Raw genomic sequence first — 16,517 nt, forward strand, 5'->3', positions numbered from 1 at the left:
TCGTCTCTGCTTATGGAAGCTGCGTCAGTCTCGATACTATCGAGCAACGGCTAACGAAATAAGAAGCATCGCCCGATAGGGCGGTGAGAAGTCACGACTGGATTTAACCCGATTCAACGAATTTAAATTATCCGAACTATTAATACTGAAAGATTTTGATCTGAATAACATAAATATGTCTTCCATCAGTAATGAAGATCTTACTTATTACCTATCTTACTTATTACCTAATTGGTATGGAGTAGTATGGTGGATATTATAGGGTGTTAGAATATAAAAGAAAATTTTGTTATTCTGTGTCTTAAATCACATTAATACAAATTAAGCCACCCAATCGATGGCCTAATCCGTAAATTCAGTACTATTTTTCTTTACGCAACCTTAACCGCTGTACCTGATACGGCAACCATCAGCATACCGCCATTTTTGCCGATGGTTTCATAGTCAATATCAATGCCGACAACCGCATTGGCACCTAAAGCTTGAGCTTGTGCATTCATTTCTGCAAAGGCAATTTCTCGTGCATTTTTCAATTCTTTTTCATAAGAGCCAGAACGTCCACCAACGATGTCTCTAATCCCAGCAAAAAAATCCTTCACAATATTTACCCCAAGAATCGTTTCCCCTGTGACGACACCCAGATAATCTGTGATGGTATGGCCTTCTAATGTGGGTGTTGTTGCATTTTTCATTATCGATCTCCATTTGATATTACATTACTTTGTTCCTGTTACTCAGGTTGCCTTATTTGCTACTTGAGGTGGTTATATTACCGCGGAATTATTTTAAATACTTTCTCATTTTGCCTGATATATTGGTGCGTTCGGGACAGGGGAGATCCAGCGTCATGTAAGTTCATGGGCATCAGCGGCATCAGCAACTGGGCAGATGGCATTTTCTTTATTGTCAGTGTGTGGTCAGATGAATAGTTTTTACTTGAAAAGTAATTAACAGGAAGTTATTCCCAATCAGGTAAACGAGGTTCAAAATGGTGCTTCAATGTTACTATTCATGAAATGATAATAAAAAATGACACATTGTCATTGATTCGGCTTTCAATTTGGACGGACTGCGTTTATTATGCGCGCTTCGTAATTTCAATCGGCGCCACTGGCTTTGAGCTTTAGCGGAGAAATGATGCCTCCTGCCAGCTAACACAGTCTTTTCCCGTGGCGGTTCTATCTGCATTATTCCAAGGGATAGATGATAGCATAAATGACTGAGAACACCTCTCTGACTCCACTTGTGGAATTGAAAGCCTTGAGCAAAGGCTTCGACGGTAAACAAGTTATTTCACAGCTCGATTTGACAATCAATGATGGCGAGTTCCTGACCATTCTTGGGCCATCTGGTTGTGGCAAAACCACAGTACTCCGTCTGATTGCCGGGCTAGAAGATGCGAACAGCGGCAAAATTTTACTGGAAGGGCTGGATATTACAAATATTCCTGCTGAGCACCGTCACGTTAATACGGTCTTCCAAAGTTATGCCCTATTCCCTCACATGACCGTATTTGAAAATGTCGCTTTTGGGCTTCGAATGCAGAAAACACCGGAAAAAGAGATTGCTCCGCGTGTTGAAGACGCATTACGCATGGTGCAACTTGGAGAGTTTGCCCAGCGTAAACCCGCGCAGCTTTCCGGTGGACAACAGCAGCGCGTGGCGATTGCCCGGGCGGTTGTGAATAAGCCTAAGGTATTGTTGCTGGATGAATCGCTGTCCGCACTCGATTACAAATTGCGCAAGCAGATGCAAAATGAGCTGAAAGCGCTTCAGCGCAAGCTTGGCATCACTTTTATCTTTGTTACCCATGATCAGGAAGAGGCTCTGGTAATGTCAGACCGCATCGTGGTTATGCGTAACGGGCGTATCGAGCAGGATGGTTCTCCGCGCGAGATTTATGAAGAGCCGAAAAATCTGTTCGTCGCCCGCTTTATCGGTGAAATCAATATCTTTGATGCCAGAGTATTACATCGCATTGATGAGCAGCGGATACGCGCCAATGTTGAAGGTCACGAATGTGATATCTTCACTACGCTGCCAGTCACTGTAGGGCAAATGCTGAAAGTGTTGCTGCGCCCGGAAGACTTGCGCGTGGAAGAGATCAATAACGGTGAGCAAGTCACAGGCCTGATTGGTTATGTGCGTGAACGTAACTACAAGGGTATGACGCTGGATTCTGTTGTTGAAATGGAAAATGGCAAAATGGTTATGGTCAGCGAGTTCTTCAATGAAGATGATCCTGATGTTGACCATTCCCTGAACCAGAAGATCGCTGTTACTTGGGTTGAAAGCTGGGAGGTTGTGCTGGTCGATGAAGAAGACGCGTAAACTGTTCCAGAATATTGTCATTACGGGCATAGTATCTTGGTTGATGCTGTTCGTCTTTCTGCCGAACTTGATGATTATCGGAACCAGCTTCCTGACTCATGATGATGCTAATCTGGTGCAGATGGTATTTTCGCTGGATAACTACACACGGTTGTTCGATCCGCTGTATGCCGAAGTGTTACTGCACTCACTGAATATGGCGATTGTGGCGACGTTGTGCTGTCTGATGATTGGCTATCCTTTCGCTTTTTTTCTGGCTCGTATGCCGAAAAAACTGCGTCCTCTGATGCTATTTCTATTAATCGTACCGTTCTGGACGAACTCGTTAATCCGTATTTATGGCTTGAAGATGTTCCTCAGTACCCGCGGTTATATGAATGATTTTCTGCTGTGGGCGGGGATTATCGATAAACCTCTGCGTATCATGTATACCCCCGAAGCTGTCGTGTTGGGGTTGGTTTATATCCTGCTGCCATTTATGGTCATGCCGCTCTATTCCAGTATTGAGAAGCTGGATAAATCCTGTCTGGAAGCAGCACGCGATTTAGGTGCGGGTAAGTTACAAACCTTTATCCGCATTATCATTCCACTGACGATGCCGGGCATTATTGCGGGTTGTTTGTTGGTATTGCTGCCTGCGATGGGGCTGTTCTACGTAGCTGATCTGATGGGCGGAGCGAAGAATCTGCTGATTGGTAACGTGATTAAGAGCCAATTCCTCAACATCCGTGACTGGCCGTTTGGCGCTGCGACCAGTATCTGCCTGACGCTGGTGATGGGACTGATGTTGTTCGTCTACTATCGTGCGGCGAAGCTGCTGAATAAAAAGGTGGAACTGGAATGATCGGACGCCTGTTGCGCGGTGGTTTCATGACCATCGTTTACGCTTACCTGTATATCCCGATTATTATTCTGCTGATAAGCTCGTTTAACCAGTCTCGTTTTGGCATTAACTGGCAGGGCTTTACCACTGAGTGGTACAGCCTGTTGTTCTCCAATGACAGCTTGCTGCAAGCTGCGGGGCACTCTTTGACGATGGCGGTAACGTCCGCTACGTTTGCCACGCTGATAGGTTCCCTGACTGCGGTTGCCTTGTATCGTTACTCGTTCCGGGGTAAAAAGTTCGTTGGCGGAATGTTATTTGTCGTGATGATGTCGCCGGATATCGTAATGGCGATTTCATTGCTGGTGCTGTTTATGCTGCTCGGCATTTCACTTGGCTTCTGGTCTCTGCTGTTCTCGCATATCACTTTTTGCTTGCCGTTTGTGGTCGTGACGGTTTACTCCCGCCTGAAAGATTTTGACGTCAAAATGCTGGAGGCAGCGCGTGATTTGGGGGCAGGTGAATTAACCATCCTGCGCAAAATCATCCTGCCGTTGGCAATGCCGGCGGTGATGGCGAGTTGGTTGCTGAGCTTTACCCTGTCGATGGATGATGTGGTTGTTTCCTCATTTGTGACGGGGCCGAGTTATGAAATCCTGCCACTGAAGATTTACTCAATGGTAAAAGTCGGGGTTTCGCCGGAAGTAAACGCATTGGCAGCGATTTTGCTACTGATGTCGCTGGTTTTGGTACTGATTAGCCAATTTGTGATGCGAGATCGCACGGGTAAGTCTTAAAACTGCAAGGGGAACACTACATGAAAAATAATATGAAAAACCACATGAAAAACAATATGAAAAAGTGGTTCTGTCTATTAGCAGCCGGGATGATGGCATTAAGCATTGGTTCGGTGAATGCTGCTGCCGCAGATGATGATGGCAGGACGCTGTATTTCTATAACTGGACTGAATACGTTCCGTCTGGTTTGCTCAACCAGTTCACTAAAGAAACTGGTATTAAGGTGATTTATTCCACCTACGAATCCAACGAGAGCATGTATACCAAGCTGAAAACCTATAAAGACGGCGCTTATGATTTAGTGGTTCCATCCACTTACTTTATCTCAAAGATGAGTAAAGAAGGGATGCTGCAAAAGATCGACACAAGCAAACTGAGCAATTTCCATAATCTTGATCCGAACTTGCTTCATAAGTCTTTTGACCCGAATAATGACTACTCTATCCCTTATATTTGGGGAGCAACGGCGATTGGTGTTAACAGTGATAATGTTGATCCTAAATCCATTGCATCGTGGGCTGATTTTTGGAAACCGCAGTATAAAGGCAGTTTAGTATTGACTGACGATGCCCGTGAAGTCTTCCAGATGGCGTTGTTGAAACTGGGTTATTCAGGCAATACCACCAACCCGAAAGAGATTGAAGCGGCTTATCAGGAGCTGAGAGAATTGATGCCAAACGTACTGGCGTTTAATTCTGATAATCCAGCCAATCCATTTATGGAGGGTGAAGTGGATGTGGGCATGATGTGGCCGGGTTCCGCATATGTCGCCCGCCAGTCAGGAACCCCTGTTGAGATTATCTGGCCGGAAGAAGGCGGAATTTTCTGGATGGATAGTTTGGCTATTCCTGCTAATGCCAAGAATGTTGATGGCGCAATGAAGCTGATTAACTTCCTGTTGCGCCCAGAGATCGCGGCACAAGTGGCAGAGAAAATCGGTTACCCGACTCCGAATCTGGCTGCGAAAAAACTACTGCCTGAATCAATGACGGGAGATCAATCTTTGTATCCAGATGAAGCCGTGACCCAAAAAGGAGAATGGCAGAGTGATGTTGGCAATTCTAATATTTTGTACGAAGAATATTTCCAGAAACTGAAAGCAGGTCAGTGATCCTAAATTCAGCTGAATAATGGGGGAGTTTTGGCTAATACCGCTCGCTTAAGCACGAGCGGTTCTTTTTTTATAAGGATAACGTGGTGCTTTGCAGAGCACTTGCCTTGGAACCGATTGGCGTTTTCGCTTTTCAGGTAAGATCAATCGCTTACCATTTTCCCTGAGTGTTTTTAATTTTTGAGGTATCGTGCCGGGGCTACGTCCTGAGCACCATAAAAATTCATCCTGTATTAGTCGTAACGCATTGATAAAGCTTATCCGAAGTGGTTCAACACGATAGGCCTTTGCCATCCGGCTCATCTCCAGCCGAACCAGATTGTAGGCGATCAGTATGCCCCATAATTCCTGATAGATACCTGACCGTGTCTGGCTTCTCAGGAGGGCGGTATTATTGAGCTGCCTTTGTTTCAGCTCACCATAACCTTCTTCGATTTCCCATCGTTCCCAATACACGGTTAAGATCTCTTTGAGAGGATACGTCACGGGGCATTCCATGGAGGTAATAAACCCTTTAATCTCTCCTTTCGGTTCCGGGATCAAAATAAGGCGCGCCCGCCAGTTTTTTTCAAGGTGAGGATGCGTTTGCCGGGCCTGGGGAGAAACCGGCATATCGATAAGTTTGTCATAAGGAGTGTATTCCTGAATGACGTCATAACGCATTTTGCTTTTTATCGGGGTGAGCCAATGGGTATTTTTGCCTGTCCCTTGCCATACCTGAAATAACTCCACAGAGAGAAAGCCCCGATCAAACAACGTCAGGGTATTTTCGGGGGCAGAGCCCACCAATTGTTGGGCGTAGCTAATCTCACTTTGGCTGATGGGGCCAAATGCCACATCGGAGATAAGATGCGTCCGGGCGGACATCAGGGTCACCGCCAATACAGAGGGAAAGGAGGCTTTACCAGAGGCATAACCCAGTTGTTGGTTATCCGCCGTTTCGGGCACTGTTCTGCTCAAGAAAAATCGGACACTTTTACGAAGGCCATTTCATATTCCACGGGTGTTAAATCATTATTGGCCGTGTGCAATCGTGTTAAATTGTAATAATGCAGATAATCCAATACATCTTTTTTCATCTCTGCCTGGTTTTCATGATGGGTTTTGAAGAGCCAGTCATGTTTCAAACTGCCAAAGAAACGTTCGACAACAGCGTTATCCCAACACGCCCCGACATCCCCCTGGCTTGCTCTCATGTCATAACTGCTGAGCAAGTCCCGGTATTGCTGGCTTGTATATTGGCTCCCTCTATCACTATGAAAAGCACAACAACAAAGAAAAATATGGCATATAACACATTGCAGGATGACAGGTGCAGATCATGGTGACCACCTTAATGGTCACCTCAGAGAAAAGGTATTTACATAAATGCAGTGCTGTTTCATTTGCAAAGTCATTGAGTTAATCTTTGGATTTCCTTTATTTCAGTAATGAACTCCATAACATTCTGTAAATCATTGGTATAGGATATTGGATAGAGTGACTTAACAGATTCAGGCACCACTAACTGTAGTGATTTACTCTTCATTTCTGCCAACTGTTGTTCACTTATCCCTGGCTGCATCGTTATCAGATGCTTACGCGCCACCCGGTCTCCTTCAGCCAATACTTGTCTCCAGCGATCTTTACATGTCGTTTTTGCACCAAGCAATCGCAACTTTTCCTGAGGAAAAGATTTATCATGATAAGCAGAAAAACATGGAAAAAGAAAATCGGGTTTAGACTTATTCTCTGTTATATTTTTGGCAGAACCCTGTTGAAATTGCAGATTATGCAATGAGAAAAGATGATCCAGGTGATTTTCAAAGGCAAAACCAGCACGCGATTTTCGCCTGTTCTGAACACTCAATGAGAAATGAATAAATTCATCAACATCATTCCCATTTTCTCCAAATCCCTGCGATAATTTTTTCGCTACCTCATAACGTTCATACGTTTTAAATAATTTTTCTTCCTGTTCCATCCATAGCATCAGTGTATTATCGGGTTCATTTATTGGTTCACCTGAGGCCATTTCCCTTGCCAGCAAAGAAAATTCTTTTGACTTAGGAAAACCAGCCGGAAAGTGCTTTAATAATGTTTCCAGTAAATTTTCATTTTTACTTTCAGGTTCTTCAAGTTCTATTCCCAGGTCTTCAAATAACATCCTGACTGGAAGGATAAGCGATTTTTCCTCTATCGAAGATCGGGAAAAATGATGACCAATATTACCCAGCCCAAATAAAGTATTCAGCTGTAATTCAACTGAAGATCCCGGGGGAGTTATAATAATCAGCAAATCGCCATTATTACGTTTAATAATTAGAAAAAAATCACCTTCGCTCATCAAAGATGAAACAGGATTCGTTTTATAATACATACGATATTCAGCCGATCTGTTTGGCTGGTTATAACGGGTATCGTACCACGTTAATTGATCTTCACAGATGATCGGTTCGCTATCTTCTCCGGCAATATAAGTCAGCGTTGCCTTAAAAAATATTTTTTCCCCTTGTTCGGAAACGGGAAGATATCTTGAAAATCCTGCTTTGACCAATCCACCAATTTCATGTTGATTTGATTTTTTAGGATCAACATCAACAGCCGAAAGATATTTTGCAACTGCGACTTCGAAATGATCAGATAGCTGCTCAAACATTTTTATTATGTATCCCTTTAGTATCAATTTCTACAGAATCACTACCTGCACAAATCCACTCTTCTATTCTTTCAGATAATTCCTGAACGGGTAATCTGAATCTGCCTTTTATAGCACATTCCCAGATAACCATAACGTGCCAGCCATCACTCCTGAGCTTCTCATTAATAGCTTTATCCCGTAATACATTCTTCCCAAGTTTGTTCATCCAAAATTCGGTTCTGGTCATCGGGACTTTAAACAGATAGCAATCATGGTGATGCCAGAAACACCCATGAGTGAAAATGATTTTTCGATACTCATCGATTACAAAATCAAGCTTCCCCGGTAATTCTTTTACCTGTGTCCGAAACTGAAAGCCAGTATCTTCAAGGATCGCTGCCAGCTTTATTTCAATGGCTGTGTCACAATTTCGTATCGCTTTCATATTTTTGCTACGAATTACAGAAGAGTGAACATCAGCCATAATCAGACCTTATGCCACTTTTTTGCTGTTTTTTAGCGCAATTGCTTTGGCAATATAAGGTGCCAATAACTGAGCCATAGTAGCAAAAGCAGGAACAATCACAGAGTTGCCAAATTGCCGATAGGCCTGAGTATCCGATACGGGAATGCGGAAAGTTGTGCCACCTGGTGATTCAAATCCCATCAAACGTGCACACTCGCGGGGTGTCAGCCTTCTTGGTCTGTTTTTCTGGTTTTCTTCATTGTCAAAATCCATCTCTCCAAGCTCTCTGTTCCAGCCTCGGTCGATAAGTATTTCAGAGCCATCTTTATGGTAACGGGCGGACAAGGTGCGGGCAACGCTATTCGGGTTATCAGGGAAAACCAGACCAAAACCAAAACCATTGCCTTTTGCCTGATGTTTTTTCGCGTAGTTGTATAAATATTTCCATAATGCAGGAGTAAGGATATATTTTTTATCAACATTACTGTCCAGTAGTTCTTTAAGAGCCGGTCTTTGCGCAGGAAAAAGTTGATTCATATTTCTGAGGGTAAATCCCTGGTGGATATTAAGATCACGCCGAAATCCAACCAAAACAATACGTTCACGGTGTTGTGGCAGGAAATTTTGGCCATCAATAATCTTTGGATCATCTTTCCCGGTATGTTCAACATCCGCAACTGAATATCCCAATTCATCCAAAGCCTGTACAATAACCCGAAACGTTTTCCCTTTATCATGGCTTTTCAGGTTTTTCACATTTTCCAGCAGGAAAATAGCCGGTTTTTTGGCAGCAATGATCCGCGCTACATCAAAAAACAATGTTCCCTGCGTTTCACATTCAAAACCATGAGCACGGCCTAATGAATTTTTCTTTGATACTCCTGCAAGAGAAAAAGGCTGACAAGGGAAACCCGCCAGTAATACATCATGATTAGGGATTTCACGATCTATATTTTGGTATGCTTCTTTATCACTGACAGAAATATCATAGCTCAGAGTTATATCCCTGATATCAGAATTAAAGGTATGCTCTTCAGGATCGCAATACCAGTTTGCTTTGTAAGTACGGACCGCATCCTTGTTCCATTCGCTGGTAAACACACATTGCCCGCCAATGTCTTCAAATCCTTTTCTGATCCCACCAATGCCAGCAAACAGGTCAATAAAACGAAAAGTGTAATTCGGATGGTGTTCAGGCGGTGATGGCAACAAACTATTAAGCATCTGTACTTCTAGTTCAGTTAATTGCTTTTGCACCATTTTACCATTTAACCAGCGATTAAGTGTTTCACGAGTCCAGTCGCTATGACTAATAGCCCGAAGTGCCTCAGCAACATATTTTTGATCATAGATTTCAACGAGTTTACTTATTAATGCTTTGTCTTCTTCCTTTTTCCGGCATTGTTCTTCTTCGTTTTGTGCAATCAGTTTTTGTGCAATTAACTCTAACTCTTTCATATTAAAAACCATTTAATTAATGGGATATATTAGTGTAAGAATATCACTCAATTGACACAGTATAAAGTTAAACTGACAAAAAAAGAAGTCTCAGATACGTATAACAATCACTGACGCGCCGCGGGGCGGCTTGTCTGCTGACGCTGGAGTGCAAAACAAAAAATGTTTTGCACTCCAGCATCCAGCGCACTTACAAATATTTCTTAAACATGGATGTTGTTATCACAATCGCCATGCCCAGCACTATCGCCGCAGGCAACAATATCACCGTGGGATACACCACATCCGGCCACGATAAATACAACACACAGGGAACCGTGCAGGCCGGTTTAATCCCCCATTCGGCATGATGGTAAACAAAACTGGATTCATACCCTGCCCCGTAACGCCGCAAATCCCGTCGTCCCAGCACGTCAACCAGTGCAACTATCACCACCATCATAAATAAGGGGACGGATAACAGCAGAATGGCTATCCGGGTCAACGTCACCATCGTGATAAACACCGTGGCCAGCCAATACTCCCGCAAATGCCCCGATATAACCTGTAATATCGTATTGAATTCACGCATAAAATCATTGCGGCTATTGAACTGGTATTGCGACTGTCTCTGAACCCAGCTCATAAAACCACTGTCTACAAACAGCCACTGATAAACCTGTGCCAGCCATGCCGAAACGGTTTGTGAGGGTTCTGACAGCAACAGGCTTCGGGTAAATTCTGAGGAGAGATAGTTAAGCTCTGTCTTCATCATGTTCTGACTGTGAGCGGTGCCCTGTTCCGGCCAGAAAAATGTGGTGATGTGATGGACGTCCCCTCTTCAGTTGCAAACAGTGTCATCGTTAACTTGATACTGAATACATTGCATTTCGGGAGTATTTCTCATGAACATAATCAAAGTGGTGGGTATTGATCTCGCTAAAAATGTTTTCCAGGTCTGTGTCTGGTTAACGGATAACTTTATCGCCTGGAACAAAAAAGTCTCACGGCAAAAATTGCTGGATACACTCCGGGCGTTTCCTCCCAATACCCTTATTGCGATGGAGGCTTGCCAGGGAGCTCATTATTGGGGAAGAACGCTATGGGCTATGCCGTCCGGCTTATTCCGACTCAGTATGTCAAGGCACTCTGTAAAAATCAGAAAAACGATGCCAATGATGCGCTGGCTATCTGTGAAACCGCCTGCCGTCCCGGGATTCATTTTGTTCCGGTCAAAACGGTTGAGCAGCAGGATATCAAAGCGCTGCGCAGTGCCCGGCAACTCATGGTAGAACAGCGTACTGCCCTGGTTAATCAAATCCGGGCATTGCTTGTCAAACAGGGGAGCGTTATCCCAGCAGACATTCAGGTAAAAAAGACGTTTACTGAGTTTGCAAACACTGATGAGAAAACAGCTACCGTCCTGTAATAGCCTGTGCTTGACCAAGGTAATCATATACCTATGTAGTGATAAGGAAACAGGGCGCGGGTGATTCAGCCCACAATGACGCCGGATATATGGTCGCAAACCGTATCAATTCAATGCTTGCACAACCGGGGGACGTCCATATATGGTCAAGTACTTCCGGACAAATTTTTAGCCGCTTTCCATTGTTTTTCGTACTCAACGGGAGACATACCCCCGTTGAAACTATGGGGACGGACATAGTTGGAATACCCGTTCCATCGGCTAATTATCTTAGTTTGCTTAAGCGAGCAGTATTAGGAGTTTTGGCTCCCCTTTTTAATTTTTGTAGATTATTGCTTAAACACTGGTTCTTGATGCCACGTAATGAAACTTTCCAACGGATAATAGTCTTTGTTTTGGGGAAGGTATATTTGCTTTTTGGTGAACAGTTCCTGTTAGCTAGGTTTCTGGGAACTTTCTCTTGTCGACGCGCTGCATCTTGAAAGACGAAGTGTATAGATATTATTAAAAGTAAATTCAGATTATTTAGATAAATAATATCAGTTTTTTTATTCTTAAAATATATATGATTTTATTAATAGAGATTTACGTTTTATTTGAGAAAAAGTTGGGAATACCAGCTTAATTATTAAGCTATATTTTACTGTTATAAGATGTTCTAATTGTTCATTGATGAAATTAAAACTAAAATAAATTATTTTTTTATGATTAAGTAAACTTGGTTAAATTGTCAATTAATATTGATTTTTATTTCACACAAATTCAACAAGTTCGATGATTAAATCTCATGGTGCTTTTTTTTTCATTAAAAAAATTTAATAACATTGAAATGGTGAGTTGATAAAAATTATTATTTTTCATGTAACTATGTCAGGTATTTCATTTTAGTAATATGATGTATCATAAATATTTACTTTCTGTTTAATCGACTATCTGATAAATACTAATTTGTTCGTACCTTACACTCAGAACTCATTTTATATTCTGAAAATATATTTAAACAAAAAATTAACATTCGGAAGTAATAAAAAAATGAAAAACTCAAAAGAATTGATCCCATTAAAGATCATCGCCTCTGGAACTGCTTTGCCAGAATATAGGGTATATTCATCCGACTTGGATATTAAGTTAAATCAACCGAATGGTTTTGTCGAAAAACGTTCGGGAATTGAATATCGTTATCATTCTGATTATGAAATGCCACCAGCTAAACTTGCTGTAGAAGCCTTGCATACGACTTTACAAAATCATCAAATTCCACCGAGTTCTATTGACCTTTTGATTTCTGCTTCTGCAATCCCTATTCAGGCTTTACCTTATTCTGCTGCACATATTTTAAAAGAGAGTCAATTAAAGGCAGGTACCGCCTGTTTTGATATTAATACGAGTTGTGTCAGTTTCATCTCGGCCTTGCATGTTGCCAGTGGATTGCTGGCAGCCAAACAATATCGACGTATTGCCATTGTTTCTGCGGAAATACCTTCCCGCGGCATTGATTGGTCACACCAAGAATCTTCATTGATTTTTGGTGATGGTGCAGCTTGCATGATTGTCGAAAGGGGAGATGGGCAAAGCGGGATTGTAACTTACAAACATGAAACCTACCCGGAAGGATTGGAGTTATGTGAGATTCGTGCCGGCGGAACTCGCAAGAATCTCCGTACAGGAATGGAAGATAGTGACTTCCTGTTCCAGATGCAGGGTAAGCCTTTGTTTAAAATGACGGCTTCATTAATTGAAGGTTTTACTGAGCGTGTACTTGCCAGCACCGATCTGACTATGTCTGAGATTGATACAGTGATCCCTCATCAAGCCAGCCATCTGGGGTTAGAACATATTCGCAAGCGGCTGAATATCAAGGATGAAAGGTTTGTAAATATCTACCGTTATCGCGGTAATCAGGTTGCTGCTTCAATCCCCAGTGCACTTCATGAAGCAATTATTACAGATCGTTATTACGGACGAGATTATGTGATGTTGCTTGGTATGGCGGCGGGGCTTTCATTAAGTGAGATGATTCTTAAACCATGAAAATTCTTGTAACTGGAGCAACAAGTGGCTTAGGGCGTAATGCCGTGGATTATCTATTAGCACACGGTGAAACGGTTGTGGCAACCGGGCGTGATAAACGGGCAGGAGAAGTATTGTCCCAGCTGGGAGCAGAATTCCGCTGTGCTGAACTGGCGACGTTAACAGTGGATGAAGCTGTTGAACTGATGTCAGATTGTGACGCGGTCTGGCATTGTGCCGCCAAATCATCGCCGTGGGGCAATCCTGATGAATTTGAACGTATCAATCTGACTGCGACGTGCATGTTGGCGCAGGCGGCGGGAATATGTGGTATTAAGCGGTTTGTGCATATATCTACACCTGCTGTGTATTTTAACTTTTCGCACCAACAACATGTTACCGAAGATCAACGCAGCCAGAATTTTGTTAATGATTACGCCAGAACGAAGTTTCTGGCTGAGGAGAGCATACTCCAGCTTATTCGGCACTATCCTGCGACAACTTATATTATTCTGCGTCCCCGTGGATTATTTGGCCCGCATGACAGAGTATTGTTGCCACGTCTGATGGCTCAGGTTAAGGCCAGCAAGGGAGTTATGGCTTTGCCTGCGGGTGGGAAGAATACGCTGGATCTCACTTACGTAATGAATGTTGTTCATGCCATGTCATTGGCAACACATCGTGAAGGGCTACAAAGCGGGGCGGTATATAACATCACCAATCAGCAGCCACAGCCATTGGCGAAGACTTTAAGATTGCTATTTGACGAGATGCAGTTCGGTTATCGGATAAAATCATTGCCTTATTCACTTTTGTATGGGATTGCAGCGATATTGGAAGGTATTGCCATTATCAGCCGGAAAGAGCCGCTCCTTACTCGCTACGGCATTGGAGTTGCTTATTACTCCATGACGCTGGATAACTCAAAGGCAAGGGATGAACTGGGTTATACGCCCGTTTATACCATAGAAGAAGGGATTCATTTCACAGCCAATTGGTTAAAGCAGATAGATAAGCAGGTTGGTTAACATGGTCAAGATGCGTGTATTTGAAGTGGGATATTGCACTCATCCCGGCTGCATGGCACTGAAAGGTGCCAGTTTTCGTATCTGTAATTTCCCTGCCCGTGCGTGGCTGCTGGAATGCAATGACAAACGATGGTTGCTTGATACAGGGTATGCCAGCCATTTTTACGATCATACTCGCACAGGCATCATCCGGCTGTACCGAATGGTCACGCCTGTCTACTTTGATACCAAAGATTCATTGGTGATGCAGCTAAAAGAAGACGGCATCCAACCACATGATATTGATGGCATCATCATTTCTCATTTTCACGGTGATCATATTGCCGGACTACGGGATTTTCCGCAGTCCAAATTTATATGTTCCGGGGAAGGCTGGCAGCAAACGCGTCATTTACGCGGTATTTCTGCATTGACGCGGGCGTTTGTACGGGGATTAATTCCGGAAAATTTTGAATCCAGAGTCAGTTTCTATGAAGGGTTTGAAATCTGTTCTCTACCGGAAGAGTTGGCAGTATTGGGTGAAGGTTATGCCGTGCCAGAGAGCCAGAAACAGATAGTTATTGTGCCGTTACCCGGTCATGCGGCAGGGCATATTGGCCTGTGTGTATTGACCGAGCAGGGTTGGGTATTGCTGGCAGGTGACGCTGCATGGTCACCAACTAACTATCGTGAGCGGCGTGGACCGGCAAAATTAGCCAATATTATTATGGATGACAGCCATGCTTACTACGAAACATTGAATAAATTACATCAGATTGACCAAAAGCAAATTCCCATCCAGCTATGTCATGAGGGAGATTTGGAATGATATTCAAAACGCTCTGGTACTATTGGCGCGCCAAGAAACAGTGGAAATTCACCCATCGTCAACAACTTGAGCAGCACCAATCAAAAGAGCTGGCGGCATTTCGGCACAATACCTTGACCAAAAGCCCTTATTTTGCCCCTTACGGTGATTTGCCGTTGGCAGAATATCCATTGATGAACAAAACCATCATGATGGAAAACTTCGATCAGATGAATACAGCGGGGCTTAAGCGCGACGAACTCTTGGAATGTGCACGATTAAGTGAACAATCACGGGATTTCAAACCAACGGTTGGCAAGTTCAGCGTTGGCATGTCATCAGGCACATCAGGGCAGCGGGGTATCTTCGTTATCAGCCCTAAAGAGCGGAATATCTGGGCAGGAACCATGCTTGCCAAAATACTGCCGAATGGCTTATTTCACGGTGAACGAATCGCACTTTTTTTGCGGGCGGGAAACAATCTTTACGATAGCGTTCAGAACCGTTGGATATCTTTCCGGTTTTTTGATTTGTTCGCGGATTTTAATCAGCAGGTACAAGCGCTGGTGGAATACCAGCCGACTATCGTTGTTGCCCCTGCCCAAGTGTTGCGCGGGTTGGCACTGAAGATCCAGCAAGGTGAAGTGTCATTGTCACCGGCTAAAGTGATTTCAGTAGCAGAAGTACTGGAACCGCAAGATCGCCAATTGTTGCAGAGTGTATTTAAGGAAGTCGGTGAAATCTATCAGGCGACGGAAGGTTTTTTGGCGTGTACTTGCCCGCATGGAACGCTGCATCTTAATGAGGAATTTCTCCATATTGAGCCAAAATGGATCGATGAATCGCGCTTTAATCCCATCATCACGGATTTTACGCGGGAAACCCAGCCTATTGTGCGTTATCAGCTTGATGATATTTTGGTGATAAAGAAAACGCCATGCACTTGTGGTAATCCGGCACTGGCGATAGAGCGCATTGAAGGACGCAGTGATGATCAGTTGGTTTTGCCTGCGCATAATGGAGAAAACGTCAGTATTTTTGCTGATCCTTGTTCACGGATTATTGCCAATACCTTGCCACTGACGAGCGATTATAGACTGACTCAGGCAGGTTTATCGCTGCGTCTGGAAGGCGATTGTGATATTGCTATCCTGCAACAATGCCAGTTTGCATTGACTGATTATTTTGCTAAACAAGGTGTCGATGTCGATAAAATCGAATGGCAGTGTGTATCACAGACGATATCGCCGGATCTGTTTAATAAACGCCGTCGGATTATCAGGAAAAAGGCGTAGTTTGGGAGTATTTAAATAGGCTTGGAATATAATTGCTTGCAATAGCGCAATCATACCAGAGGTGCCGATTGCGCGTTTTTATTTTGGAATAAGCCTTTTTTAAGGATTTTATTACTTTCTACTTCAGTAATAGCTAGTTTAAGCGTGCGGCATTTTTAGGGCTTGCCATCAAATAAGCCGTTTCTTCATAGGCCCGAAAATCCTCCAAACTGAGTACAACTGCTGGCTTACCATTCTGACGAGTGATCATCACGGGTTGGTGGTCATCGTTCACTTTATCCAGAGTTTTAGCAATTTCGCCGTAAACCCTCACCCGATGAGGGCGGGAATATAAGGCGTAAAACGCGATAGCGGCTTAATCTGGGGTCGCCTGACTCTCCAC

At 43.5% G+C, this 16,517-nt stretch carries 14 protein-coding genes and 4 pseudogenes; 9 read left to right on the forward strand and 9 right to left on the reverse strand.

Going from position 1 to position 16,517, the window contains the following annotated elements; all coding sequences use genetic code 11:
* Positions 1-371 precede the first annotated feature (371 nt).
* Positions 372-692 carry a heavy metal-binding domain-containing protein gene (locus BM329_RS13075; RefSeq protein ID WP_092553953.1) on the reverse strand — a complete coding sequence of 107 codons (321 nt, stop codon included), beginning with the start codon at positions 690-692 and terminating at the stop codon, positions 372-374.
* Positions 693-1,215: 523 nt separating this feature from the next.
* Here BM329_RS13075 and potA point away from each other — a divergent pair.
* The 4 genes from potA to potD are packed head-to-tail and all read left to right on the forward strand — an operon-like array spanning position 1,216 to position 5,063.
* A complete protein-coding gene (gene potA / locus BM329_RS13080) occupies positions 1,216-2,331 on the forward strand; it encodes a spermidine/putrescine ABC transporter ATP-binding protein PotA (RefSeq protein WP_092553956.1) in 1,116 nt (371 codons plus the stop codon).
* A complete protein-coding gene (potB, locus tag BM329_RS13085) occupies positions 2,315-3,175 on the forward strand; it encodes a spermidine/putrescine ABC transporter permease PotB (protein ID WP_092553959.1) in 861 nt (286 codons plus the stop codon). Before potA ends, potB begins: the two co-directional genes overlap by 17 nt.
* Positions 3,172-3,951: a spermidine/putrescine ABC transporter permease PotC gene (potC, locus tag BM329_RS13090; RefSeq protein ID WP_092553962.1), complete on the forward strand. Its 780-nt coding sequence runs from the start codon at positions 3,172-3,174 to the stop codon at positions 3,949-3,951. Before potB ends, potC begins: the two co-directional genes overlap by 4 nt.
* Positions 3,952-4,007: 56 nt before the next feature.
* The gene (potD, locus tag BM329_RS13095) at positions 4,008-5,063 is read left to right on the forward strand and encodes a spermidine/putrescine ABC transporter substrate-binding protein PotD (RefSeq protein WP_092553992.1); all 1,056 of its coding nucleotides are present in this window, start codon (positions 4,008-4,010) and stop codon (positions 5,061-5,063) included.
* A gap of 48 nt (positions 5,064-5,111) precedes the next feature.
* Here the strand turns inward: potD and BM329_RS13100 are convergent, their stop codons facing one another.
* From BM329_RS13100 to BM329_RS13125, 6 genes and pseudogenes are all read right to left on the reverse strand, one after another.
* Positions 5,112-6,023, reverse strand: a complete 912-nt coding sequence (locus BM329_RS13100; RefSeq protein ID WP_092553965.1) for an IS4 family transposase — start codon at positions 6,021-6,023, stop codon at positions 5,112-5,114.
* Positions 6,020-6,325 (reverse strand): annotated as a pseudogene (locus BM329_RS13105) (integrase core domain-containing protein); the annotation flags it as partial. The gene BM329_RS13100 and the pseudogene BM329_RS13105, both read right to left, overlap by 4 nt.
* Before the next feature lie 131 nt (positions 6,326-6,456).
* Positions 6,457-7,701 carry a type II restriction endonuclease gene (locus tag BM329_RS13110; protein ID WP_092553968.1) on the reverse strand — a complete coding sequence of 415 codons (1,245 nt, stop codon included), beginning with the start codon at positions 7,699-7,701 and terminating at the stop codon, positions 6,457-6,459.
* The gene (locus BM329_RS13115; RefSeq protein WP_092553971.1) at positions 7,694-8,167 is read right to left on the reverse strand and encodes a very short patch repair endonuclease; all 474 of its coding nucleotides are present in this window, start codon (positions 8,165-8,167) and stop codon (positions 7,694-7,696) included. Before BM329_RS13115 ends, BM329_RS13110 begins: the two co-directional genes overlap by 8 nt.
* Positions 8,168-8,176: 9 nt before the next feature.
* Positions 8,177-9,607, reverse strand: a complete 1,431-nt coding sequence (locus BM329_RS13120) for a DNA cytosine methyltransferase (protein WP_092553995.1) — start codon at positions 9,605-9,607, stop codon at positions 8,177-8,179.
* A gap of 190 nt (positions 9,608-9,797) precedes the next feature.
* Positions 9,798-10,400 (reverse strand): annotated as a pseudogene (locus BM329_RS13125) (TIGR03747 family integrating conjugative element membrane protein); the annotation flags it as partial.
* A 91-nt stretch (positions 10,401-10,491) separates the two neighbouring features.
* Here BM329_RS13125 and BM329_RS13130 point away from each other — a divergent pair.
* A pseudogene (locus BM329_RS13130) lies at positions 10,492-10,937 on the forward strand (IS110 family transposase); the annotation flags it as partial.
* 407 nt (positions 10,938-11,344) lie between these two features.
* On the opposite strand, the pseudogene BM329_RS15250 reads toward BM329_RS13130, so the two are convergent.
* A pseudogene (locus BM329_RS15250) lies at positions 11,345-11,440 on the reverse strand (phosphorothioated DNA-binding restriction endonuclease); the annotation flags it as partial.
* 607 nt (positions 11,441-12,047) lie between these two features.
* On the opposite strand from BM329_RS15250, the gene BM329_RS13140 reads away from it, so the two are divergent.
* The 4 genes from BM329_RS13140 to BM329_RS13155 are packed head-to-tail and all read left to right on the forward strand — an operon-like array spanning position 12,048 to position 16,135.
* Entirely contained in the window at positions 12,048-13,046 is a 999-nt protein-coding gene (locus BM329_RS13140; protein WP_092553980.1) for a 3-oxoacyl-[acyl-carrier-protein] synthase III C-terminal domain-containing protein, read from the forward strand.
* Positions 13,043-14,053 (forward strand): NAD-dependent epimerase/dehydratase family protein, encoded by a 1,011-nt coding sequence (locus tag BM329_RS13145; RefSeq protein ID WP_092553983.1) that lies wholly within the window; start codon positions 13,043-13,045, stop codon positions 14,051-14,053. The genes BM329_RS13140 and BM329_RS13145 overlap by 4 nt, the downstream gene beginning before the upstream one ends.
* A gap of 1 nt (position 14,054) precedes the next feature.
* Positions 14,055-14,861, forward strand: a complete 807-nt coding sequence (locus BM329_RS13150; protein WP_092553986.1) for an MBL fold metallo-hydrolase — start codon at positions 14,055-14,057, stop codon at positions 14,859-14,861.
* A complete protein-coding gene (locus BM329_RS13155) occupies positions 14,858-16,135 on the forward strand; it encodes a F390 synthetase-related protein (RefSeq protein WP_092553989.1) in 1,278 nt (425 codons plus the stop codon). The genes BM329_RS13150 and BM329_RS13155 overlap by 4 nt, the downstream gene beginning before the upstream one ends.
* Before the next feature lie 133 nt (positions 16,136-16,268).
* Here BM329_RS13155 and BM329_RS15120 read toward each other — a convergent pair whose 3' ends face one another.
* Positions 16,269-16,448, reverse strand: coding sequence for a type II toxin-antitoxin system Phd/YefM family antitoxin (locus BM329_RS15120; RefSeq protein ID WP_339351302.1), 180 nt, complete (start codon positions 16,446-16,448; stop codon positions 16,269-16,271).
* Between the last annotated feature and the right edge of the window lie 69 nt (positions 16,449-16,517).

The organism is Xenorhabdus koppenhoeferi (assembly GCF_900116635.1).
GTDB classification, from domain to species: Bacteria; Pseudomonadota; Gammaproteobacteria; order Enterobacterales; family Enterobacteriaceae; genus Xenorhabdus; species Xenorhabdus koppenhoeferi.